This window comes from Ramlibacter sp. 2FC (assembly GCF_005503345.1).
In the GTDB taxonomy this organism is placed as follows: Bacteria; Pseudomonadota; Gammaproteobacteria; order Burkholderiales; family Burkholderiaceae_C; genus SCMQ01.
The window spans coordinates 182396-204726 of record NZ_SCMM01000001.1 but is presented as its reverse complement, the minus strand read 5'-3'; the positions used below and the strand labels follow the sequence as shown (position 1 = coordinate 204726).

At 68.0% G+C, this 22331-nt stretch carries 17 protein-coding genes and 1 pseudogene; 1 reads left to right on the top strand and 17 read right to left on the bottom strand.

What is annotated here, in order from left to right; all coding sequences use genetic code 11:
• The 11 genes and pseudogenes from FFS10_RS01035 to FFS10_RS00980 all read right to left on the bottom strand — a co-directional run bounded on the left by FFS10_RS01035 (window position 1) and on the right by FFS10_RS00980 (window position 16727).
• Window positions 1-1617 carry an acyl-CoA carboxylase subunit beta gene (locus tag FFS10_RS01035; RefSeq protein ID WP_137890553.1) on the bottom strand — a complete coding sequence of 539 codons (1617 nt, stop codon included), beginning with the start codon at window positions 1615-1617 and terminating at the stop codon, window positions 1-3.
• 57 nt (window positions 1618-1674) lie between these two features.
• Window positions 1675-2547, bottom strand: a complete 873-nt coding sequence (locus FFS10_RS01030; protein ID WP_137890551.1) for a phosphatidylglycerol lysyltransferase domain-containing protein — start codon at window positions 2545-2547, stop codon at window positions 1675-1677.
• A 9-nt stretch (window positions 2548-2556) separates the two neighbouring features.
• Window positions 2557-3357 carry a TIGR03084 family metal-binding protein gene (locus tag FFS10_RS01025; RefSeq protein WP_137890549.1) on the bottom strand — a complete coding sequence of 267 codons (801 nt, stop codon included), beginning with the start codon at window positions 3355-3357 and terminating at the stop codon, window positions 2557-2559.
• A gap of 13 nt (window positions 3358-3370) precedes the next feature.
• Entirely contained in the window at window positions 3371-4540 is a 1170-nt protein-coding gene (locus FFS10_RS01020; protein ID WP_137890547.1) for an acyl-CoA dehydrogenase family protein, read from the bottom strand.
• A gap of 588 nt (window positions 4541-5128) precedes the next feature.
• A complete protein-coding gene (locus FFS10_RS01010) occupies window positions 5129-8539 on the bottom strand; it encodes an adenylate/guanylate cyclase domain-containing protein (protein ID WP_137890639.1) in 3411 nt (1136 codons plus the stop codon).
• Window positions 8540-8638: 99 nt separating this feature from the next.
• Window positions 8639-9463 (bottom strand): annotated as a pseudogene (locus tag FFS10_RS23635) (SDR family oxidoreductase).
• Between the two features lie 21 nt (window positions 9464-9484).
• Window positions 9485-10312, bottom strand: a complete 828-nt coding sequence (locus tag FFS10_RS01000) for an oxidoreductase (protein ID WP_137890545.1) — start codon at window positions 10310-10312, stop codon at window positions 9485-9487.
• Window positions 10313-10335: 23 nt separating this feature from the next.
• A complete protein-coding gene (locus FFS10_RS00995; protein ID WP_137890543.1) occupies window positions 10336-11013 on the bottom strand; it encodes a TetR/AcrR family transcriptional regulator in 678 nt (225 codons plus the stop codon).
• Window positions 11006-14128: an efflux RND transporter permease subunit gene (locus FFS10_RS00990; RefSeq protein ID WP_137890541.1), complete on the bottom strand. Its 3123-nt coding sequence runs from the start codon at window positions 14126-14128 to the stop codon at window positions 11006-11008. Before FFS10_RS00990 ends, FFS10_RS00995 begins: the two co-directional genes overlap by 8 nt.
• On the bottom strand, window positions 14125-15258 hold the full coding sequence (locus FFS10_RS00985) for an efflux RND transporter periplasmic adaptor subunit (RefSeq protein ID WP_137890539.1): 1134 nt from the start codon (window positions 15256-15258) through the stop codon (window positions 14125-14127). The genes FFS10_RS00990 and FFS10_RS00985 overlap by 4 nt, the downstream gene beginning before the upstream one ends.
• Window positions 15255-16727 carry an efflux transporter outer membrane subunit gene (locus FFS10_RS00980; RefSeq protein WP_137890537.1) on the bottom strand — a complete coding sequence of 491 codons (1473 nt, stop codon included), beginning with the start codon at window positions 16725-16727 and terminating at the stop codon, window positions 15255-15257. The genes FFS10_RS00985 and FFS10_RS00980 overlap by 4 nt, the downstream gene beginning before the upstream one ends.
• Before the next feature lie 69 nt (window positions 16728-16796).
• On the opposite strand from FFS10_RS00980, the gene FFS10_RS00975 reads away from it, so the two are divergent.
• The gene (locus tag FFS10_RS00975; protein WP_137890535.1) at window positions 16797-17444 is read left to right on the top strand and encodes a TetR/AcrR family transcriptional regulator; all 648 of its coding nucleotides are present in this window, start codon (window positions 16797-16799) and stop codon (window positions 17442-17444) included.
• A 3-nt stretch (window positions 17445-17447) separates the two neighbouring features.
• Here the strand turns inward: FFS10_RS00975 and FFS10_RS23630 are convergent, their stop codons facing one another.
• The 6 genes from FFS10_RS23630 to FFS10_RS00950 all read right to left on the bottom strand — a co-directional run bounded on the left by FFS10_RS23630 (window position 17448) and on the right by FFS10_RS00950 (window position 22325).
• Window positions 17448-17579 carry a hypothetical protein gene (locus FFS10_RS23630; protein ID WP_283957564.1) on the bottom strand — a complete coding sequence of 44 codons (132 nt, stop codon included), beginning with the start codon at window positions 17577-17579 and terminating at the stop codon, window positions 17448-17450.
• A 150-nt stretch (window positions 17580-17729) separates the two neighbouring features.
• Window positions 17730-18440 (bottom strand): ABC transporter ATP-binding protein, encoded by a 711-nt coding sequence (locus FFS10_RS00970; protein WP_137890533.1) that lies wholly within the window; start codon window positions 18438-18440, stop codon window positions 17730-17732.
• A complete protein-coding gene (locus FFS10_RS00965; protein ID WP_137890531.1) occupies window positions 18440-19186 on the bottom strand; it encodes an ABC transporter ATP-binding protein in 747 nt (248 codons plus the stop codon). Before FFS10_RS00965 ends, FFS10_RS00970 begins: the two co-directional genes overlap by 1 nt.
• Entirely contained in the window at window positions 19180-20226 is a 1047-nt protein-coding gene (locus FFS10_RS00960) for a branched-chain amino acid ABC transporter permease (protein ID WP_137890529.1), read from the bottom strand. Before FFS10_RS00960 ends, FFS10_RS00965 begins: the two co-directional genes overlap by 7 nt.
• Window positions 20219-21139 carry a branched-chain amino acid ABC transporter permease gene (locus tag FFS10_RS00955; RefSeq protein ID WP_137890527.1) on the bottom strand — a complete coding sequence of 307 codons (921 nt, stop codon included), beginning with the start codon at window positions 21137-21139 and terminating at the stop codon, window positions 20219-20221. The genes FFS10_RS00960 and FFS10_RS00955 overlap by 8 nt, the downstream gene beginning before the upstream one ends.
• 19 nt (window positions 21140-21158) lie before the next feature.
• Window positions 21159-22325, bottom strand: coding sequence for an ABC transporter substrate-binding protein (locus FFS10_RS00950; RefSeq protein WP_137890525.1), 1167 nt, complete (start codon window positions 22323-22325; stop codon window positions 21159-21161).
• Between the last annotated feature and the right edge of the window lie 6 nt (window positions 22326-22331).

The window sequence follows — 22331 nt, the reverse complement described above, 5'->3', positions numbered from 1 at the left end:
TCAGGGCCTCGCGACGGAAAACTGCATGGGTTGCGGCGTCTTGGCCTCTGCGTCGCGGCAGATCGACATCACCTTGGCCAGCACGGCGCGGGTGTCGCGTGGGTCGATTACGCCGTCGTCGAGCAGCAGCGCGCTGGTGGTGAACACGCTCATCTGACGGTCGAAGCGGTCGATGATCTTGCGCTGCAACTCGTCGAGCTTGGCCTGGTCGACCGCGCCCTTGCGCTTCATCGCCGCCTCGGTGACGATGGCCATGGTCCTGGCCGCCTGCTCGCCGCCCATCACCGCCGTTTTGGCGTTCGGCCACGAGAAGCAAAAGCGCGGATGGAAGCCGCGGCCGCACATGCCGTAGTTACCCGCACCGAAGGAGGCGCCGCAGTAGATGGTGAACTGCGGCACCGTGGCGCTGGCCACCGCCTGGATCATCTTGGAGCCATGCTTGATCATGCCGGCCTGTTCGGTGGCGCGGCCTACCATGAAGCCGGTCGTGTTGTTGAGGTACACGATGGGTGTGCGCGCCTGGCAGCAGGCCTGGATGAAGTGCGTAGCCTTGTTGGCGCCGGCCACGTCGATCGGCCCGTTGTTGGTGACAACGCCAAGCGGCCAGCCTTCGATCTTGATCGTTCCGCAGACGGTGGCGGAACCATAGTTCTCGCCGAACTCGAGGAACTCGGAGTCGTCGGCGATGCGCGCGATCACCTGCTTCATGTCGACCGGACGCTTGTGGTCCATCGGCATGATGCCGAGCAGCTCCTCGGCGTCGTAGCGCGGCGGCTTGAAGCTGCGCCGCTCGTGCGGCAGTTCGCGGTTCCAGTCGATCGTGGCCATGATTTCGCGGGCGATGCGCAGGGCATCGCGGTCATCCTCGGCCAAGTAGTCGCCCAGGCCGGAGATGGAGGTGTGCATCACGGCGCCGCCGAGGTCTTCTTCCGTGGCGACCTCGCCGGTGGCTGCCTTCAGCAGCGGGGGGCCGGCCAGGAAGGCCCGCGAGCGATCGCGCACCATCACGATGTAGTCCGACAGGCCGGTCTGATAGGCGCCGCCCGCCGTCGACGAGCCGTGCGTCACGGTCACGACCGGCAGGCCAGCGGCCGACAGGCGCGCCAGGTTCCGGAACAGGTTGCCGCCGCGGACGAACTCCTCGACACGGTAGGCCATCAGGTTGGCGCCTGCGCTTTCGACCAATTGCACATAGGGCAGGCGATTCTCCAGCGCCAGTTCCTGAACGCGCAGCTGCTTGTCCAGGCCCATTGGTTGCAGCGCACCCGCATCGATACCGGCATCGGACGCCGTGACCATGCAGCGGATACCAGAGACATACCCGATGCCCGAAATGACCCCGCCGCCGGCGACGCTCTTCTCGGGATCGGGGCTGTCGCACCCGAAGCCCGCCAGGGTCGACAGCTCGAGGAAGGGCGCTCCCGGGTCGAGCAGCAGCGCCAGCCGCTCGCGCGGCAGCAGCTGCCCGCGCTTTTCGAAGCGCTCGCGCGAGGCCTCGGAAGCCTTGACCGTGCGCGCCTCGATGGAACGGAGGCGATCGAGGAGCGCCAGCATGCCGCTGCGATTGGACTGAAAAGCCTCAGCGCTGGGTGAGATGGTGGATTCGATCAGTGCCATAGTGACTCCAGCGTACCGGGACAGCGCCCCGCCGTCTTGCGTGTTCTGGCTAGACGCTCAGCGCGCGGGCCGCACCCGGAACTTGCTCAGCAGCGCGGCCGGCTGGTAAGAGAGCTTGGTATGACGGAAATTGGCCATGCCAAGGTCCTGCTCGAAATTGAGCCAATGCACGGGCCTGTCGAAGCTGGCGCAAAAGTGCTGAAACATGTACTGGTAGATGCCCTTGAAGGCATCCAGTCCCTTCGCAAAGCGCATGACGAAGACGCCGGCCTGCACTTCCTCGGCAAGCAGGAAGCCGGCCGGCTGTCCATCGAGGTGATAGACGAAGCCTTCCAGGCCAAGCTGATCGGCCCGCGCCAGAGCTTCGATGCCGGCCAGTTGGTCCGCTTCGCCTGGCTGCTTGCCTTTGTCGGCCATCCACCCCTCGAGAACGGCCAATGCGTCGGCGTGCCAGGCCTGCGAATAGCGGCTCGCGCGCACGCTGCCGCTGGCCAGCAACTGCTTCATCAGGTTGCGCTTCTTGGCCAGCACGCTGCCGCGGTAGTGGCGGAAGCTGTCGGCGCGGTACAGGTAATCGGCGTCGTCCCGTGATGCGCTGGCTGCGAAACACTGCGGATCGAGCCGCGCTACCTGCGAATGCGCCAGCGGATAGAAGCAATCATGCTCGGCCAGCAGGCGGCAGAGCGTCGCTGGCGGAGCCTCATGCAGAGGGAACAGCGGCAGCAGGTGCCTAGCGCCGTCGTAGGTGCGTCCTGAGACGCACGGGTGCTCTCCGGCCAGGTAGCGGTAATCGTGCTCGCGTCGAAACAGATACAGGTTGGTGAACGAGAACTCTGACAAACAGGCTTCAGCCATGCCCTCGCGCAGGCGGCGCAGCGCCTTGTCAATCTCCGGCGGCAGGTCCGGATCCAGTGGCCGCGCTGCATCCATGCCGTGAAATCAGCTTTGCACCACGCGCCCCCCGGGCGGAGGTCCGTCGGCCGGTGGCCCGGCAAAACATTGGGCCATCGACAGCCATTGCTGTACAGCGCCCGCGCTGTACTCCAGGCCGGTGTCGTCGAGGTGACGACGCTGCGTGACCAGCAGGCAGAAGTCCTCGGCTGGGCCGCGCACGAAGTCTGGGCTATCAGGGTCGCCCCAGGTCCATACGCCACCGCCGGGCGCTGCCAGCTCGACAAATGCTTGTACCGCCGGCACCGGCAGCTTCCGGTTGGCGAAAGTCCAGCCGAAGGTGGTGACGCCGATGTGGGCAATGTGTTTCAGGCGCGCCGTGGCTGCGCGCTTGCGGCGCAGCAGGTCCCAGACATCCTGGCCGTGAGCCCAGGTTTCCATCAGGCGCGCGCTGGCAAAGGATCGTGCACTCATCGGCGGCCCATACCACGGCAGACGCGCCTTTGGATCCAGCCGCGACAACACGGCTACCAGATCCTCGAACGTATCGCGCCAGCGCGCCGCCAGTGCCGGGCCGTCCAGATTGGCATATCTTGCGCGTGCCACGGCGCCGATGGCCTCGCCGCGCGCCAAGCGGGCCCCCAGCGCCATCGCGTCTCGCGCGAAGGCATCGGGGTCGGTGGCCGATTGCAGCGCGGTCTCGTCAAAGTAGCACAGGTGCGCGACCTGGTCCCAGGGCGTCCAGCCATGGAAGGCCGTGTTCGCCTGCCACTGCGCGGGCGTCAGCGCCTGGGCCAGTTCGGCCAGGTCGCGGTATTCGGCCAACAGGTCGGCGCAGGCGTCTTTCATTGCCTTGCACTCCCTAGATGCCCAGTTGGCGTGCAGCCAGATCTTTCATGATCTCCTCGGCACCGCCGCCGATCATCATGACCTTGACCTCGCGGTAAATACGTTCGCTCTGCGTGCCGCGCATGAATCCCATGCCCCCGAGAATCTGCACCGCCTGGTCGGCGCAGTACTGCATCGCCTGCGTCGCCACGACTTTCAGCATGCAGATACGCGCCACCAGCTGCGCCGGGTCGGCAGCCCTGTGCTCGATGCGGTAGGCCAGCTCGTACAGCAGGCTGCGCGCCGCATCGATGCGCGCCATCATGTCGACCAGCTTGTGGCGAATGACCTGGCGCTCCGACAGCGGCGCGCCGAAGGTCTTGCGCTGTCGCGCCCATTCGAGCGCTTCCGTCAAGCAAACCTCGGCAAAGCCGCAGGCCAGGGCCGACATGAACAGGCGCTCGCTATTGAAGTTGTTCATGATGATCGGGAAGCCCTTCCCCTCCGCACCCAGCAGGTTGCCCACCGGGACACGGACATTGTCGAAATGCAGATGCGCCGTGTCCGAGGCCCACCAGCCCATCTTCTTGAGCTCGGTACGCGTCAGACCCGGCGTGTCGCCATCGATCAGCAGCATGGAGACGCCGCCGGCCCCCTTGTTGGTTGGATCGGTTCGCACTGCGGTGGTGATGAAATCGGCGCGCATCCCCGAGGTGATGAAGGTCTTTTCTCCGTTGACGATGTAGTGATCGCCGTCACGCGCGGCGGTGGTCTTCAAGCTGGCAACGTCGGATCCTCCGCCAGGCTCGGTGATGGCCAGCGCAATGATGGCCTCGCCCGAGACGACGGCAGGTACCACGCGCTCCTTGAGTGCTTCGGTACCTGCGGCGACCACCGGTGGCAGGCCAATGGTGTGCGAACCCAGCGAGGCCTGCAGCCCGCCGCTGCCGCAGCGCGCCAGCTCCTCGGCAATGACGATCTTGAAGAAGATGTCGCCCGGCGTACCGCCATAGGCTTCGGGCACGCCAATGCCCTGCAGGCCGAGCTCAGCCGCTCGGCGGTACAGATCTCGAGGGAAGCTGCCGGCCTCGTCCCAGTCGTTGACGTGCGGCGTGATCTCGCGCGTGACGAAATCCCGTAGCGCGGCACGAAACAGTTCGTGTTCGGAACTGAAGTAGTGACCGAGCGGCGGGGCGTCGAGCATGGTGTTTTCTTTCCGATGGACGCGGACGGGGAAACCCAATGATGCCCAAACGGCTGCCCGCCGGCTTGCGGAAACTGGCTATGCCGCACCGTCAACCGCCCAATACCGCAACGCTCCGGCATTAGCACCGTGACGGGTTCGCCTGCTATGAGGCACGCGGTGCTGACGCCCCCAAGCCAGCCGGCCCATGGGCCCGCCCACGAGCGCGGACCACAGAACGCGTGCAACACGCGTCGGCCCGGCGGAAGGTGGAGGCGTGCATCCTTCGCGCGCAGCAATGCCTCAGAACACGCCCGGAAACGCCCCAGTCCATCAGCATGCCCGTTGATGTAGCCGGCGTGCGCGCTGCAAAGGTAGGCGCAGGTGTCGCCGAGCTCATCAGGCTGGCCAAAGCGGTGGGCCGGGTGCTTGGCCAGGCGCGCGATGTCGAAGGTGCCGGGCAGCAGGTTGTGATGGTCACGCCGCGCGCCAACATGCTGGCGGCCCAGTTCCTCGCTCTGCCCGAACAATGCACGCGCAAGAATCCGGCCAGTGCCTCATCCAAGACGCCGATCATGCACAGCGTATTGCCTTGCCACGACGGCTGCTTCAAGTCAGCTCGTCAAGCAGCACCTTCGCCTCCCGCAGGTCCGCGGTGTCGAAGCCTTCGGTGAACCAGTCGTAGGCCTCGGCCAGCATCCGGCGTGCGTCTCCCGGCTGGCCCTGCTGCCGCCGCAGCCGGCTCAAGGCGATCAGCGCGCGCAGTTCCAGGGACCGGGCGCCCTGGCGCCTCGCGATCGCGATGGCTTGCTGGAAGCAGGCTTCGGCTTCGCCCCTGCCACCGGGCTCCTCGCCCTCGCGGTTTGGCTGCAGCAGCGTCAGTTCTCCCTTGAGCCGGTACAGCTCCGCCTCGTACACGCGCTCCTGCGTGCGCTCCACCGTGGCCAGCGCCTCGGTCAGCGTCTGGAGGCCTGCCTCGACCTGCCCCGCTCTGGCGTAGGCTTCGGCCAGCAGCGCCAGGAAATGCGTCCGATGAAACTCCGCGCCGGTGGCCCGGTAGGCGCTCAAGCCCTGCTGCATCTGTTCTATGCCCTCTGCTGCTCGTCCCTGCTCGACCAGCGCCCAGCCCGAGAGGATGATTCCGTAGGCCAACCAGAAGGGGAGGCCGTGCTCGGTCGCGAGCGCGATGAGTGCCTCTGCAAGCTCACGCGACGGCTGGGCCTCGCGGCGGTACAGATGAAGCTCGGCGGCGAAGACCAGGGCATCGGCCGAGGCAGCAGGATGTGAGAGGGTCTGAGCCAGATCGAGCGCTGCCTGGCTGCGCGCCAGGCCCTGATCCGGGTAGCCCGCCAGCCACAGGTCCATGGCGAAGAAGCCCAGCCCCAACACGCCGGGATCCAGTCCGTGGAAGATGGCGGGCGAGTCGTGCTGCCGAGGCTGGTAGAGGGCCAAGGCCTGCTCCAGATGCGCCCGAGCAGCGTCCAGCTCGCCGAGATCGAACAAGCTGCTGCCCAAGGCCCGATGGGCTTGCACGAGCAAGGCTGGGTCTTGCTCCTTTTGAGCCAGCGCAAGCAGCTGCTCGCCCAGCTTGCGTGCGGTCGGGAGTTCCGCACGGACCATGTAAAACGTGCGCAGCCCCAGCAGGGCGGGAAAAAGCTGGACCGTTTCCCCGAGCTGGCGGCACAGCGCCAGCGCCCGCTCGTAGGTCGCCTCCACCTCCGGGGCAGCGAACCCCTTGGCGGCCATCCAGGCCGGGCCGAGGGTGAGCTGCAGCGCGAGTTCCTGCCTGGTGCGCTCGGGACCATCGGGCTGGGTCTCGAGCAAGGCCAGGGCCCTGGTGAGGTGGGCGACCGCTTCGGCTTCGGCCGAGCGCTGCACCGCCTGGCGCCCGGCGCAATGCAGGTATTCCACCGCCTTGGCCGCGTTGCCGCTGCGGCTGAAATGATGGGCCAGCTCGCTGCAGTGCTCTTCGAGCTGGTCTTTGTGCAGGGCTTCGATGGCCTGGCCCGTGCGCTCGTGCAGCGCGCGGCGCCGCTCGATCAGCAGCGAGCCGTAGCTCACCTCCTGGGTCAGCCCATGCTTGAAGCAGTACTCCACTTCCGGAAACGCCGGTTGCTCGTAGATGAACTCCCCGGCCTGCAGCCGCGCGAGCAGGCTCTTGAGCCTGGCCTCGGGCAGGTCGACCACGCGCGCGACCAGGCTCCAGGGGAAGGCCTTGCCGATCACGGCCAGGGTCTGCAGCAGCGCCTTTTCGGCCGGCTCCAACCGGTCGATGCGGGCGGCGAGAACGCCTTGCACCGTGGTCGGGATGTGCAGAGCGGTCGGTATCTTCTCGAGACGGTAATGCCCGCGCTCGCCGCGCAGCGCCCCCTCCTCGACCAGTGTCTGTACCAGCTCCTCGATGAAGAAGGGGTTGCCTTCGGTCTGCTGCAGGATCCGCTGCTCGAGCGGGGCCAGCCCCGTGTCCGCGCCCAGCAGCTCGTGCAGAAGCTCGCGGGCCTCGGCTTCGCCCAAGGGATCGAGTCGAAGCTGGGTGTAGTAGCTCTTGTTCCCCCAATCGTGGCGGTACTCGGGCCGGTAGTTGACCAGCAGCAGGATGCGGGCGTTGGCCACGCTCTCGCCGAGAAAGCCGAGGAAGGCCTCGGTCTCGCTGTCCAGCCACTGCAGGTCCTCGACGATCAGCTCCAGCGGCTGGGCCAGGCTCTCGCGCACCAGCAGCCGCTTGACCGCCTCGAAGCTGCGCTGGCGGCGGATCTGCGGGTTCATCTGCGCCAGGGCCGAGCCGGGCTCGGCGATCCCCAGCAGCAGGGACAGGTAAGGCAGGCTGTCTTCCAGCGCGCGGTCCAGGGTCAGCAGCTTGCCGGTGAGCTTCTCGCGCCGCCGGCGCTCGTCGTCCTGCGCGGTGATCTGGCAGTAGTTCTTCAGCAGCTCGATCAGCGGCAGATAGGGATAGGCCTTGCCGTGCGAAACCGAGAAGGTCTCGAGCACCAGGGCTTCGCGCGGCGCGAGCAGCCTGAACTCGTGGCACAGGCGCGACTTGCCGACCCCAGGTTCGCCGACCACGCCGACGATCTGGCCATGCCCGGCATGTGCGCGCGCCCGCGCCTCGCGCAGCTGCTCGAGCTCGCGGACACGGCCGACGAAATGCGCCAGCCCGCGGCTGCCTGCCACCTGCAGCCGGGTGCGCAGCGGGCCCAGGCCCTGCACTTCGAAGATGGGCAGCGGTTCGGTGAGCCCCTTGATCGACGTCGCGCCGAGCGGCTTGAACGCGAAATAGCCCTCGCTCAGCTTGTGCGTGTCTTCGCTCGCGACGATGGAGCCGGGCACCGCGATGCCTTCCATGCGCGAAGCGATGTGGATCGAGTTTCCCACCGGGTCGTAGTCGATGTGCAGGTCGTCGGTGCGTATCGCGCGCACCAGGACCTCGCCGGAATTGACGCCGACGCGGATCTGCAGCGCAATGCCCTGGGCCTGCCGCACGCCGTCGGCGTAGCGGCGCATCTCCTCCTGCATGCGCAGCGCCGCCAGCAGGGCGCGCTGCGCATGGTCCTCGTGCGCGATCGGCGCGCCGAACAAGGCCAGGATGCCGTCGCCCATGGACTTGGCCACATAGCCTTCATAGTGGTGCACGGCGTCCATCATCAGCGCCAGCACGGGGTCGAGCAGGCGGCGCGCGTCTTCCGGGTCGAGGTCCTGGATCAGCGCGGTCGAGCCGGCCATGTCGGCGAACAGCGCGGTGATGGTCTTGCGCTCGCCACCCCCCGCGCCGCGCGCGGCCATCGCGGCCTGGGCGGCGCGGATGCGCTCGGCCAGATGGGCGGGGGTGTAGTCGATGGGTGCGCCGGTCGCGGGCGCGCTCGAGGGCGGCCCGCCCAATGGTGCGCCGCATTCGCTGCAGAACTTGGCGCTCGCACCAGCCTCGTGTCCGCAGGCCGGGCAGACACGCACCAGTCTGGCACCGCATTCCTCGCAGAACTTGGCGCCTGCCGGATTCTCGAACCCACAGCTGGTGCAGCGCATGGGGTCCACCTTCTTCGCCTTCGGCGGCTGGTTCAACAGTCCTTGAATTTTACAAGGCGTGCCGGTCGAAGGCCCGGCGATGCGTCGTGGACGCAACCGTCAGAACACCCCCGGAAACGAGCCCCCGTCCATCAGCAGGTTCTGGCCGTTGATGTAGCCCGCATGACGCTGCACAGGTAGGCGCAGGTGTTGCCGAGCTCTTCGGGCTGGCCGAAGCGGTGGGCCGGGTGCCTGGCCAGGCGCGCGGCGCGCAGCTCCTCGGGTGACCGTGGCCTTGATCAGCTCGATCGGCGCCAGCATGTTGGCGTCGATCGCGCGCAGCCAGGCCTCGCGGTCCCAATGGCGGAAGTCGCCCGGCGGCGGGCCGCCGGCGTTGGTGACCAGGATGTCGAACTCGGGATGGGCCGCGAAGATGCGCGCGCGCCCATCCGCGCTCGCCAGGTCGGCCGCGACCCAGGCCACGGGGCCCGGGCCCAGGGCCGCGAACTCGGCCGCGGCCTCGCGCAGCGGGCCCTCGGTGCGTGCCACGATGACCACCTGCGCGCCCTCGCGCACCAGGGCCTTGGCGCAGGCGTGGGTGCACTTGGACAGGACGTACTCGCCGCCAAGACCGATCTTCTTGGTCTTCAGCTCGGTGCCTTCGGCCTTGCTCTGGCTGTAGCCGGCCTTCAGCGTGACGACACCGACAGGTGCGGTGGCCATCAGGTTCCGGTTCTTGCGCTTCGGACCAGCGATGGCCACGGTGTCGACCTGGCTGTAGCCAGCGCCGAGCTTGACCACGTCGAAGTTGCAGGTGCCGAGGATCACGGCGATGTCGTCGTCACGACGGTTCTGCTCGTAACCGCCACCGATCATGATCGGGCCGTTGGCGTAGCTCGTCCAGAAGCTGCCCAGGTTCTTGGCTCCTTCGAGTAGAACCGTCACGACCTTCCATAGCGCACGTGCCTATGTTGGCAAACGCAGTTGCTTGCGCAGGCTCTTGTCGAACGCGGACTGCGGAACGAAACGGCGCAGCAGGCTCACTTGCCGCGCGAATCCGCCCGCGGTGTACCTGGCGCGCGGCTTTGCCGCCGTCGCGGCATTCAGCACGGCGTCAGCGACCAGTTCCGGCGAGTCGGCACTCATCATCACCTCGCGCATCACGGCCTGCGCGTTCGCGCTCGCCGACTTGTACTCATCGAGCGGCTGGTCGGCCTGGAGCAGATTGCTCTCGAACGACGTGCGCGTGTAGGCCGGTTCCACGAGGATCACCCTGACGCCGACGTCGCGCACCTCGTGGTCCAGTGACTCGGAGTAGCCTTCCAGCGCGTGCTTGCTCGACGCATACAGCGCGAAGTAGGGCGCTGGGATCAATCCCATCACGGAGCTGATGTTCACGATGCGGCCGGAGCGCTGACTACGCATCACCGGAAGGACGGCCTTGGTGGTCCGGATCACGCCGAACAGGTTGACGTCGAAGAGCGACTTCGCCTGTTCGAGCGAAGACTCCTCCGCCCCTCCAACCAGGCCGATTCCGGCATTGTTGACCAGCAAGTCGATGCGGCCGGTTTTCGCGAGGATCTGTCCGATCGCAGTCTCGACGGAATCATCGCGGGTCACGTCGCAAGCCACATGCTCCACTCCTGTGGATTGCCGCGGCGGAGTCTTGCGAGAGGTTCCGAAGACTCGGTACCCAGCCTTTGCCAGCGCCCGCGTGGTCGCCTCTCCGATACCGCCCGATGCTCCCGTGACGATCGCTACGGGGCTTTGCTGCTGCTCTTGTCCGTTGGACATTGGTTGCTCCTGTGTGAAGAAATCTAGGCGCCCGCGCTCGCAGCGCCGCCTTCCTGGCCGCGGTCCGGATGCCAATTCAAGCCTTCCAGAACGAGTTCGATATGGCGGCCGAGGAGATCGGGGGCGTGCATCAGAAAGTCGTCCGGCACGCGTGGGCCGATCGTGTGCCGGTGCAAGCAGGCCATCACGATGGGCAGCATCAGCGCGTGCGCCACCAGGTCGGGGTCTACAGGACGGAACTCGCCGCGATCGATGCCGCGCAGGACGATGCGCGAAACCAGGCCGCGCACCGGATCCATCACCTCGCGGTTCCAACAATCCGCCAGTCCCGGGAAGTTGCGCACCTCCGTGAGCATCAGCTTGAAGATGCCTCCAGCCTGGCCTTCCGCCAGCGAAAACCACCACGCCGTCAAGGCCTGTAGTAGCAGCTCACCGCTTGCTCCGGAGCTTGCCGTCACTTGATGCGCCCGCAGCTCGATCCGGGACGAGAAGCCCTCGGCGATCAGCGTCCTAAGCAGGTCTTCCTTGCTGTCGAAGTAGAGGTACAGCGTTCCCTTGGAAACGCCAGCCCGCGCGGCGATCTCATCCGCCCGGGCGGCCGCGAACCCTTTTTCGACAAAGACCGCCAGTGCGGCATCGAGCAGCTCTCGGGGCCGCGCCTGCTTGCGCCTGCGGCCCCCGGTGTCGGCGAGCTCAAGCATGGGATGCTTCGCTCGCGCTTTGCACGGCCAGGGTGGCCGGCCCTGCGGCTGGCGCCTGAGCGGGGGAATCGCGCCGCACGCGGAACCAGGCAGCGTACAGCGCCGGCACGAAGACGAGCGTCAGCGCCGTGGCCACCACCAGGCCGCCCATGATAGCGATGGCCATCGGTCCCCAGAAGACGCTGCGCGTGAGCGGGATCATGGCCAGCACCGCGGCGGCGGCCGTCAGCACCACGGGGCGCGAGCGCCGCACGGTAGCGTCGACGATCGCAGCCCACGGCGCCGTGCCGCGCGCGATGTCCTGGTCGATCTGGTCGACCAGGATGATCGAGTTGCGCATGATCATCCCGCCCAGGGCAATCACCCCGAGCAGCGCCACGAAGCCGAACGGCGCCTGGAACAGCAAGAGCGCCGGCACCACGCCGATCAGCGCCAGCGGCGCCGTCATGAAGACCATGAACAGGCGAGAGAAGCTCTGCAGCTGGATCATCAGCAGCGTCAGCATCACCGCGAACATCGCCGGGAACACCGCGAACAGCGCCTCGTTGGCCTTGTCACTCTCCTCGATCGCGCCGCCTTCCTCGATGCGGTAGCCGGGGGGCAGGCTGTCGATGATAGTCTGCAGCGACGGCCGGATCTGCGCCGTGGCGTAAGGGCCTTGCACGCCGTCGACGACGTCGCTGCGCACGGTCAGTGCCATGTCGCGGTTGCGTCGCCACAGCACCGGTTCCTCGAAGCCCGGCTCCACGCGCGCCAGCTGCGACAGCGGCACGGTGACGCCGCTGCGCGTGAACACCTGCAGGTCACCCAGCTGGCCGATGCGCTTGCGTTCTTCCGGCGTGGCCCGTACGACCACATCCACCAGTTCCTCGCCGCGGCGGATCTGCGTCACCGGGGCACCGTCCAGCACGGTCTGCACCAAGCCCTGGACGTCGGCGCTGGACAGGCCCAGCAGCCGTGCCTTGTCCTGATCGACGCGGACCTGCACCGAGCGGACCTGCTCGTTCCAGTCCAGTTGCGTGTCGCGCACCAGCGGGCTCTGGCGCACCGTGTCGCGCACCCGGTAGGCGATCTCCCGCACCTGGGCCTTGTCAGGGCCGATGACGCGGAACTGGACCGGGAAGCCCACCGGCGGGCCGAATTCCAGGCGCGTGACGCGCGCTTTCACGTCGGGCAGGGCCTCGTCCTTGGCGAACAGCTCCATGAGGCGCGCGCGCACGCGCTCGCGCTGTTCGATGCCGGCGGTCTTGACCACGAACTGCGCGAAGCCGGGGTTGGGCAGTTCCGGCTGGATCGACAGGTAGAAGCGTGGCGTGCCGGCACCGGTGTAGGCGGTGAAGAATTCCACGTCGGGGTCCTTGGCCAGCCGCGCTTCGAGCAGCTTGACTTGCCGCTCGGTGGCGGCGAACGACGCGCCCTCGCGCAGGCGCAACTCCACCAGCAGCTCGGGCCGCGAGGCGGTGGGGAAGAACTGCTGCTGCACCTTCAGCATGCCGGCGCCGGCGATGCCGAAGGCCAGCACCGTGATGGCCAGGACCCACGCGCGATGCTGCACCGCCCAGTCGACCACGCGCCGCAGCCGGTGGTACACGGGCCGGTCGTAGACGTCGTGGTGCGTACCGGTAGCCAGTTTCTTTGGCAGCAGCACTACGCCCAGGTAGGGCGTGAAGACCACGGCCACCACCCAGGACAGGATCAGCGCCACCCCGACGACCCAGAAGATGCCGCCCGCGTACTGGCCGGCGATCGACTTCGCGAAGCCCACCGGCATGAAGCCGGCGGCCGTGACCAGTGTGCCGGTCAGCATCGGAAACGCCGTGGAGGTGTAGGCGTAAGTGGCAGCGCGCACACGGTCCCAGCCTTCCTCCAGCTTCACCACCATCATCTCCACGGCGATGATGGCGTCGTCTACCAGCAAGCCCAACGCGATGATCAGCGCGCCCAGCGAGATGCGGTCCAGGTTCCAGCCGGCGGCATACATCACGGCCGCCACCAGCCCGAGCACCAGCGGCACCGACGCGGCCACCACGATGCCGGTGCGCCAGCCCAGGAACAGGAAGGACACGGCCAGCACGATCGCCAGCGCCTCCAGGAACGAGCGCTCGAACTCCCAGACCGACTCGGCCACCACGCGCGGCTGGTCGGCGTACTGCTGGATCTCCACGCCCACGGGCAGTTCCTGCCGCACCTGCGCCATTCGCTGTTCCAGCGCGCGCCCGAAATCCAGCACGTTGCCCTTGGGCTGCATGGTCACGCCGATGGCGAGCACCGGCACGCCGTTGTGGCGGATGCTGAAGCTCGGCGGGTCTTCGTAGCCGCTGCGCACGGTGGCGATGTCCGCCAGCCGCAGCAGCTGGCCGCCCACCTCCAGCGTCACGTTCGCCACATCCGCGGCACTGCGCACCCCGCCGTCCACGCGCACTTGCACGCGGTCGTGCGTGGTGTCGGCCGAGCCGGCCGGCGTCACCAGGTTCTGGCGCGCCAGGGCATCGAACACCGTCGTGGGCGGAACGCCGAGCGCCGCCAGCCGCCGCGTGGAGATTTCCACGAAGACGCGTTCGGCCTGCTTGCCCAGCACGTCCACCTTGCCGGCACCGGGCACGCCCTGGATGCGCCGCTTCACGTCCTCGGTGACGGCCAGCAGCTCGGCCATCGACAGGCCGGGCGCGCTCACCGCGTAGAGCACGCTGTAGCGGTCGTTGTACTCGTCGTTGAAGAATGGCCCGCGCACGCCCTCGGGGAACTCCTGGCGCACGTCGCCGATCTTCTTGCGCACCTGGTACCAGGCGTTGTCCAGCTCCGCCTTGCTGCTGCCGCCCTTCATCCACAGCGTGATGCCGCCGTAGCCCTGGCGCGCGAAGCTGCGCACGTAGTCGAAGTGGTCCAGCTCCTGCAGCCGGCGCTCGATGCGGTTGAGGACCTGGTCCTGCACCTCCTGCGCGCTGGCGCCCGGCCACACGACGATGGCCGTCATCTGGGGCACGTCGAAGTTCGGGTCCTCCAGGCGGCCCAGCCGGCTGAAGGAGAAGCCGCCGACGATGAGGGTCGCGATGATCAGGAACAGCACCATCGCGCGATGCGTGACCGCCCATTCGGACAGGTTGAAGCGTTTCATGAGGTGCTCTTGGCGGCCAGGGCCGGACCGGTTTCGGGGGAACGCTCGACGGCGCGCACGGCCATGCCGGCGTCCAGCTTCTGCGCGCCGACGGTGACGACGCGGCTGCCAGCAGCCAGGCCGATGACGTGAACGGAAGCGTCGTCGATGGCAACAACCTGCACAGGGGTCCACACCAGGCCGGAGCCCTTGGCGTCCAGGATCCACACTCCCGCGGACTGGCTGGCCTTCACCAGCGCGGTGACGGGCAGGACGCTGGCCACCGGACCGGCCGCTGCTGCGGACAGGTGCAACTGCACGGTGCTGCCGAGAGGCAGGGCGGCGATCTGCGCGCGCGACTGCGGAGCCGCGGCGTAGCGCACGCGGAAGGTCCGGCCTTGCGCGTTGGCCAGCGGCGAGACTTCGCGCAGCGCCAGCGAAAGCGGCGATTTCGCGTCATGCCAGGGCGTGGCCGTGGCGCTGAGCGTCCGTGCCCGGCCCACCCATTCTTCGGGCAGGTCCGCGACGATCTCGCGCTCGCCGTCCCGCGCCAGCGACAGCACGGGTTGGCCCTCGGCCACCACCTGGCCGCGCTCGAAGCGCAGTCCGGTGACCACCCCAGCATAGGGCGCCGTCAGCGTCGCGTAGCCTTCGCGATTGCGGGCCAGCTCGAGTTGGCGGCGCGCCTGGTCCAGACGGGCCGCGGCCGCGTCGGCGCGCGCCTTCTGACGCTCATGGTCGGCGGCGCCGACGGAACCGTCCGCCAGCAGCCGCCGGAACCGCGCTTCGTCAGACGCGGCCTGCTGCGCGTCGACCGATGCAGCCTGCACCTGGTCGGCGGCGGCACGCGCGGCCAGCTGATAGTCGGCCGGGTCCAACCGGGCGAGCGCCTGGCCGGCGTTCACGGTGTCGCCGACATCGACCAGCCGCTCCACGATCTTGCCGCCGGTGCGGAAACCCAGGTCCGTCTCGACACGGGCACGGACGATCGATGTGAACGTGCGTGTCTGGAGCGATGCGGAGGGGGTCACGGTGGTCACGAAGACCGGCCTGGTCACCGCGACAGGGGCGGGCGGGTCGCTGCAGGCGGCCAGCAGCGCGCAGGCGGTGGCAACGGCTGCGCGGGACAGTGCAGGGGAGATGCGGTTCATGGGCTCGTTCTCTCGGCTTGGGAAGTGATGGCGGAGGCGGGTCGGGCTGGCGCGAAGCCGCCGCCCAGTGCCTTGTAGAGTTGCACGTCGGCCAGCGCCTGCTGAAGGCGGCTGTCCGACAGGGCCAGCTCACTGGCCAACACCGAGCGCTGCACGTCCAGCAGCACCAGCAGATCGATCTGGCCTTCGCGTTGCAGCGATTGGGCGCGCTGCAATGAGCGGCGGCGGTGTTCCACGGCCGTGGCCAGCGCGGCGCCACGCTTGGCCTCTTCTCTGCGTGCAAGGAGGCTGTCTTCGACTTCCTGGACCGCCACCAGCACCGCTTTCTGCCAGGCCAGCAACGCCTCCTCGGCACGCGCGGACTGGGCGCGGATGCCGGCGTCGATCCGCCCCGCGTTGAAGATCGGCGCTGCAAAGGCGAGCGCCACGTTCGAGAAGGGCACCGGCGCGAGATCCAGCGCGTTCAGCCGCAGGTCCTGGCGTCCGAGCAGGGCGCTCAGGAAGAGCTTGGGCCACCACTGGGCGCGCGCCTCGCTGCCGCGCAGCGTCTCGGCCCCGAAGCGCGCCTCGGCGGCGATCAGGTCAGGCCGGCGCCGCAGAAGTTCGCTGGGCTGGCCGGTGCCGATCTCCCGCGCCGCGGGCCATGCGAACGCCACCGTGGGGTCGATCACGCGCAACGACGGGTTGCGGCCCAGCAGCACGGCGAGCCGCGTCTGCGAGATGCCGGCCAGCGTGCGCAGAGCGGGCACCTGCGCATCGAGCGCGTCGGCCTCGGCGCGCGCACGATCGAGGTCGAAGGCACTGGCCTCACCTTCACGCAGGCGGCTGGCCACGCGGGCGGACGTCTCGCGCTGGGCTGCTGCCAGGGCCTGGACGATGCGCAGCCGTTCCTCGGTGCCGCGCAGCACGAAGTACTGGCGCGCCACCTCGCTCGCCACCAGCAGCCGGGCTCCTTGCACGCCGGCCTCGGCCGCGGCGGTGTCGGCCCGTGCCGCATCGCGTGCGGCGCGCACGCCACCGGCCAGGTCGATCTCCCAGGCCAGTTCGATACCGGCGCGCAGCGCGCGCGTGTCCGGCAGGCCTTGCTTGACCGGGGCGGGCAGGCCGCTGTCGCTGCGCGAGACCGACGCCTGCAGACCGACCGTGGGCCAGAGCCGAGAGCTCTGGGCATCACTGCCTGCGCGGGCCTGGATGACGCGTTGCAGCGCGATGGCGACGTCTTGGTTGGCGGCCAGCGCTTCATCAATCAATGCAGTCAGCGTCGGATCGGCGTAGCCGGGCCACCAGGTGCTGTCCAGGTCGTGACGGGCGCCCGTCGCCGGACCTGCCTGACCGAAGGCGGCCGCCAGAGGCACGGACGGTGATGGGGCCTGCACGGGGGCGACCGAGCATGCCGACAGGAGAGTGAATGCCGCCAGTGCCAGGGGCGGGGCGGCCCGGCGAAGGGGAAGTTGGGCGAGTGGCTTCATAAACTGTACTAGTGAGTACAGTAAGTGTGGATGATATATACTGAACTGTCAAGTACATTAAAGTTGACCATGCCCCAGAAGGACGAATCCGCACCGAAGCCGCAACGCGGCAGGCCGCGCGACCCCGAGCGCTGCAGGCGCATCCTGGAGGCGGCGAAGAGCCACTTCTATGCGCACGGCCTGCAACGCGCCAGCGTGGAGGCCATCGCGGCCGAGGCAGGCGTCTCGAAGATGACCGTGTACAGCAACTTCGGCTCCAAGGAAGGGCTGTTCGAGGCGGTCGTGCGGGAACGCACGGAACGTGTCATCGGCGGCGTCGCCGGGGTCGAGTCGCTGGACCCGCAGCAGCCCCAAAAGGCGCTGCTGGAGATCGGCGAACAGTTCCTCGCGCTCACGCGCGAGGACGAGGCGCTGGGCAAGTTCCGCTCGGTCTACGGCGCCGCTGGGGCGCAGCCAGAGGCTTGCCGCGCGTTCTACCGTCAGGGGCCCGAGCGGCTGATGGAGGAACTGGCCGCCTACCTGCGTCGCGCCCATGCGGCGGGCACGCTGAAGGTGCGGCACCCGCGGCAGGCAGCGAACCTGTTCCTGTCGATGTTCATGGGCGATGGCCACGTCCGTGGGCTGCTGATGCTAGAGCTGCCGGACACGCGCGAGGACAGGGCCCTCCTGCGCGAGGCCGTGAGGGTGTTCATGGCGGCCTATGGGGAAGGTGCCTGAGGCTCAATGCCCTGTGCCCGCCAACTGGCGCAGGTGCTGGACCGCCTCCAGTTCGTCGATGACCACGCAGGCGAAGTCCTCGTAGGAAATCGCGCTGCGGCCGGCGGCATCGCGCACCAGGGCCGCGGGCGCCAATCGATAGCGAGCCGGCCGTGATCATGGAGTGTTACTCACTTCATGCGCGAGATCGGGTCGACCAAGCCGTTGCGCAAGCGTTTCTGGCGTCGGTAAAGACCGTGCTCGCCGCCGTGTGAGTGTTTAAGAGCTTGTTGCTGGCGTGGCGGCTCAGACCCCGATGTACGCATCCTGCACTTCCCGCGCTGCGCGCAGTTGCTGCGAGTTGCCGGTCCAGGCCACCCGACCCTTGCCGAACACGATGTGCCGGTCGCCCAGCCGCATCAGCGCCTCCAGGTCCTTGTCGACGACAAGCAGCGACAGCCCTTCCGCCTTGAGCGCCGCCAGGCTGCGCCAGATCTCCTGCCGCACCAGGGGCGACAGGCCTTCGGTCGCTTCGTCCAGGATCAGCAGGTCGGGATTCGTGAGCAGCGCCCGGCCGATCGCCAGCATCTGCTGTTCTCCGCCGGACAGGTTGGCGCCCAGGTTGCGCTCGCGTTCGCGCAGCCGCGGGAACATGGCGTAGACACGTTCCAGCGTCCATCCCGCGCGCGCATCAGGCCTGGTCCGCGCGGTGGCCACGAGGTTTTCGCGTACGGTGAGGGTCGGGAAGATGCGGCGGCCCTCCGGGACCAGGCCGATGCCGGCCTGGGCCACACGGAAGCTGGGCAGCTCGTGCACCGGCCGGCCGCGCAGCGTGATCGCGCCCCGGCGCGGCCGGAGCATGCCCATCACGGTGTGGACGAGCGTCGAGCGGCCCATGCCGTTGCGCCCGATCAGCGTGACGCACTCACCCTCGCAAACCTCGAGCGACACGCCGAACAATGCCTGACTTGTGCCATAGAACACCTCGAGGTCACGCACCTGGAGCAGAGTGGACATCACGCGTTCCTTTCGTCATGCCCGAGATAGGCATCGCGCACCACCGGGTTGCTGCGTATCTCGTCCACCGTGCCCGTCACCAGGATCCGGCCATAAAACAGCACGCTGATGCGGTCCGCCAGCGCGAACACCGCATCCATGTCGTGCTCGATCAGCACGGTCGTGTAGCGGCCCTTCAGCCCACGCAGTACGCCGATCACCGCTTCGGCGTCGCTCGGACTCATGCCGGCCATCGGCTCGTCCAGCAGCAGCAGGCGCGGTTCGGTGGCCAGGGTCATCGCGAGCTCCAGCTGGCGCATTTCTCCGTGGGAGAGCCGCGCGACCGGCTGATCGGCGCGCGCCGCAAGGCCGGCGTCGCGCAAGGCCTGCCGCGCCCGGGCGACCAGCGCCTGGTCGCTCTCGGCAGCGCGCCAGAAGCGAAAGCTGTGGCCGCGCCGTGGCCGCACGGCCAGCAGCAGGTTCTGCAGCGCGGTGAACTCACCGAACACCGATGAGATCTGGAACGAGCGGCCGATGCCCAGCAGCGAGCGCCGCCAGGTGGGCAGCGCGGTGATGTCGACGCCGTCGAACAGGATCCGGCCGCCGCTGGGCGCGATCTCGCCCGCGAGCTGGTTGACCAGCGTGGTCTTGCCCGCGCCGTTGGGCCCGATCAGCGCATGCAGCTCGCCGGGCACCAGCGACAGGTTCACGCGGTCGGTGACGGTCAGGCCACCGAAGCGCTTCTGCAGGTTCTCGACGGTCAGCATGCCGGCTCCTTCGCAGGCACCGGCCCGGGCTTGCCCGCTTCGGCGCCGGCGCCAACCGGCGCCCGATCCGGCCGGCCGCGCGCCAGCAGCCCGTGCAGCCCGCCCTTCATCCCGATCGCGACCGCCACGATGAACAGGCCGACCACCGCCATCGGATGCTTCGCCACGATCGCATCGAGGCCCCACGGCAGCGGCAACGGGAGCGAGACCAGCAACTCCTCCAGCACCAGGAGCGCCAGTGCCCCGTACAGAGGCCCAATCACCGCTCCCATGCCGCCCAGCACGATCATCATCACCAGTTCGCCCGAAACCTGCCACTGCAGGTAAGAAGGCGACATGTAGCGCGCGAGATTGGCGAGCAGCACGCCCGCGAGCGCGCAGACCAGCGCCGACAGCAGGTATGCGGCCAGCTGGTAGCGCAGCGTCGGGTAGCCCAGCGCGGCCATTCGCCGTGGGTTGATCCGGATCGCCCGCAGCACCATGCCGAAGGGTGAACGTACCAGGCGCTGCTTGGCGTACAGAGCCAGCAGCAGCAGCAGGAACACCACCCAATACAGCACGGCGTTGTCGTCGAGCGAGAACGGCCCGAAATCGCTGCGTGCCGGGATCGCCATGCCGTCGTCGCCACCGTAGTCGCGCAGGGTCACGGCCACGTAGTACGCCATCTGGCCGAAGGCGAGCGTGATCATGATGAACGCCATGCCGCTGGTGCGCAGGCAGAGCAGGCCCAGCGGCACCGCCAGAACTGCTGCGGCCAGCAGCGCCGTCGCCAGGTGGACCCAGCCGCTGGTCACGCCGTTGTTGGCGAGGATGCCGACCGCGTACACGCCAACGCCCAGGTACAGCGCGTGGCCCATGCTGACCAGCCCGCCGAACCCGAGCACCAGGTTCAGGCCGATCGCCGCGAGCGCCAGGATCAGCACGCGCGAAAGGAAGGTCACGTAGTAGTCCTGCCCCAGCGCCTGCGCCAGCCAGGGAACGGCAGCCAGGGCGATCAGCACCACGAAGGCCGCAACAGTCGATTTTCTGGATTCAGCCATGCTTGACAGGGAACAGCCCGCGCGGGCGGATCGCCAGCACGACCGCCATGAACAGGTAGATGAGGATGGAAGCGATCGTCGGGCCCGCAGTCTTGGCCGCTGCGCCCGGGAGCACGTGAGGCAGCAGCACCGGCAGGAAGGCGCGGCCGATGGTGTCGACCATGCCCACGATGAGGGCGCCGAGGAAGGCGCCGCGCACGGAGCCGATGCCGCCGGTGACGATCACGACCAGCGTGAGGATCAGGACCGGCTCGCCCATCCCCGACTGCACCGACAGGATCGGGCTGGCCATGATGCCCGCCAGTCCCGCCAGCGCAGCGCCCAGTCCGAACACCAGCGTGTTCAGGCGACGAATGTTGACGCCCAGCGCAGAGACCATTGCGGCATCGGTCGCGCCAGCCCGGATCAACATGCCCACCCGCGTATGGTGCATCAGCCACCAGGTGGCCACCGCGACGGCCCCGCCGACGACAACGATCGCAAGGCGGTAGGCCGGGTAGCTGAGGCCGAACAGGTCGACGGCGCCCGCCAGCCATTGCGGCGCCGCCATGAACAGCGAGGACGGGCCCCAGACGATGCGCACCAGCTCGTTGAAGAAAAGGATCAGGCCGAGCGTCGCGAGCACCTGGTACAGGTGGTCCCGCTCGTACAGCCGCAACAGCACCAGCCGCTCGATGACCACGCCCAAGAGGAGCGAGGCGCCCACACCAGCGGCGAGCGCCACGGCGAAGGAGTCGCTGGCCTGCCAGGCGGCCACCCCCAGGTAGGCGCCCAACATGTAGAAAGAGCCGTGAGCGAGGTTCAGGAAGCCCATGATGCCGAACACCAGCGTGAGACCGGCGGACAGCAGGAACAGCAGCATGCCCAATTGCACGCCGTTGAGCAGCTGCGTCAGGAAAAGCTCGAGAGTCATCGTGTCCAGCCCGTCACGTTTACTTCAGCGGACACTGCCGGTGGTATGCGTCCTCGTGATTGCGCAGGGGAAAATCCACCGTCTTGAGGCTCATCCGGCCCCGCGCGTCCTTGGCGACCTGCAGCACCGGCATGTCCATGACGGGGAAGTTGTTGTGGTTGAACTTGAAGGGGCCGCGCACGGACTTGAAATCCGCCGCCTTGATCGCCGCCGTGAAGGCCGGCTTGTCGCCGACGTTGCCGCGCACCTTGGCGATGGCCGAATCCAGCAGCATCGCCGAGTCGTAACCCTGGGCAGCGTACTGCGAGGGAATGCGCTTGTGCTTCGTCTCGAACTCCTCGACGAAGCGCTTGCTCTGCGGGTTGTCGAACTCGGGCCCCCAGAACGATCCGGTGATCGCGCCCAGGGCAGCTTCTCGTAGCGCCGGCAGTGTGGAGCCGTCCGTGGTGCCGGTGGACAACAGCGGGATCTTGCCCATGAGGCCGGCCTGCTGGTACTGGCGCACGAAGTTGATGCCCAGGCCGCCCGGATAGAAGACGAACACCGCATCGGGCTTCGCGGCAGCGATCTGGGAGATCTCGGCCGAGAAGTCCTGCTGGTTCAGCGGCGTGTAGGTTTCGCCGGCCAGTTCGCTCTTGTAGTAGCGCTTGAAGCCCGCGATGTAGTCCTTGCCGGCCTGGTAATTCGGGGCCAGAGCGAACACCTTCTTGAACCCCTTGTCCGCGGCGTACTTGCCGACCACCTCCGACTGCACGTCGTTCTGCCACGAAACAACGAAACCGTAGGGGGAGCATTGGGCGCCGGCGATCGGGCCGGGGCCCGCGTTGGAGCCGATCAGGAACACCTGCTTGTCCGTGATCGGCTTGTGCACGGCCATCATGATGTTGGAGAAGGTGATGCCCGTGATGATGGAGACCTTCTCCTTCTCGATCAGCTTCTGCGCGAGCTGCACGGCCACCTCCGGCTTGAGCTGCGAGTCCTCGCGGAACACCTGCACCGGCACTCCACCAAGCTTGCCGCCGTTGCGCTCCACGGCCAGCATGAAGCCGTCGTACTGCTCCTGGCCCAGCACACCCTGCGGGCCCGAGAGTTCGGCCATGAAGCCGATCCGGACCGGTTCCTGGGCCTGCACGGTCGCGCCGGCGGCGAGCGTCGCGGCCAACAGCATTGCGCGCGTGAATTTCATCTTTGT

What these genes read in the sequence shown, in the direction of transcription:
- FFS10_RS01035 (WP_137890553.1), bottom strand. Translation starts at nt 1,617, where the DNA reads ATGGCACTGATCGAATCCACCATCTCACCCAGCGCTGAGGCTTTTCAG.
- FFS10_RS01030 (WP_137890551.1), bottom strand. Translation starts at nt 2,547, where the DNA reads ATGGATGCAGCGCGGCCACTGGATCCGGACCTGCCGCCGGAGATTGAC.
- FFS10_RS01025 (WP_137890549.1), bottom strand. Translation starts at nt 3,357, where the DNA reads ATGAAAGACGCCTGCGCCGACCTGTTGGCCGAATACCGCGACCTGGCC.
- FFS10_RS01020 (WP_137890547.1), bottom strand. Translation starts at nt 4,540, where the DNA reads ATGCTCGACGCCCCGCCGCTCGGTCACTACTTCAGTTCCGAACACGAA.
- FFS10_RS01010 (WP_137890639.1), bottom strand. Translation starts at nt 8,539, where the DNA reads ATGCGCTGCACCAGCTGTGGGTTCGAGAATCCGGCAGGCGCCAAGTTC.
- FFS10_RS01000 (WP_137890545.1), bottom strand. Translation starts at nt 10,312, where the DNA reads ATGTCCAACGGACAAGAGCAGCAGCAAAGCCCCGTAGCGATCGTCACG.
- FFS10_RS00995 (WP_137890543.1), bottom strand. Translation starts at nt 11,013, where the DNA reads ATGCTTGAGCTCGCCGACACCGGGGGCCGCAGGCGCAAGCAGGCGCGG.
- FFS10_RS00990 (WP_137890541.1), bottom strand. Translation starts at nt 14,128, where the DNA reads ATGAAACGCTTCAACCTGTCCGAATGGGCGGTCACGCATCGCGCGATG.
- FFS10_RS00985 (WP_137890539.1), bottom strand. Translation starts at nt 15,258, where the DNA reads ATGAACCGCATCTCCCCTGCACTGTCCCGCGCAGCCGTTGCCACCGCC.
- FFS10_RS00980 (WP_137890537.1), bottom strand. Translation starts at nt 16,727, where the DNA reads ATGAAGCCACTCGCCCAACTTCCCCTTCGCCGGGCCGCCCCGCCCCTG.
- FFS10_RS00975 (WP_137890535.1), top strand. Translation starts at nt 16,797, where the DNA reads ATGCCCCAGAAGGACGAATCCGCACCGAAGCCGCAACGCGGCAGGCCG.
- FFS10_RS00970 (WP_137890533.1), bottom strand. Translation starts at nt 18,440, where the DNA reads ATGTCCACTCTGCTCCAGGTGCGTGACCTCGAGGTGTTCTATGGCACA.
- FFS10_RS00965 (WP_137890531.1), bottom strand. Translation starts at nt 19,186, where the DNA reads ATGCTGACCGTCGAGAACCTGCAGAAGCGCTTCGGTGGCCTGACCGTC.
- FFS10_RS00960 (WP_137890529.1), bottom strand. Translation starts at nt 20,226, where the DNA reads ATGGCTGAATCCAGAAAATCGACTGTTGCGGCCTTCGTGGTGCTGATC.
- FFS10_RS00955 (WP_137890527.1), bottom strand. Translation starts at nt 21,139, where the DNA reads ATGACTCTCGAGCTTTTCCTGACGCAGCTGCTCAACGGCGTGCAATTG.
- FFS10_RS00950 (WP_137890525.1), bottom strand. Translation starts at nt 22,325, where the DNA reads ATGAAATTCACGCGCGCAATGCTGTTGGCCGCGACGCTCGCCGCCGGC.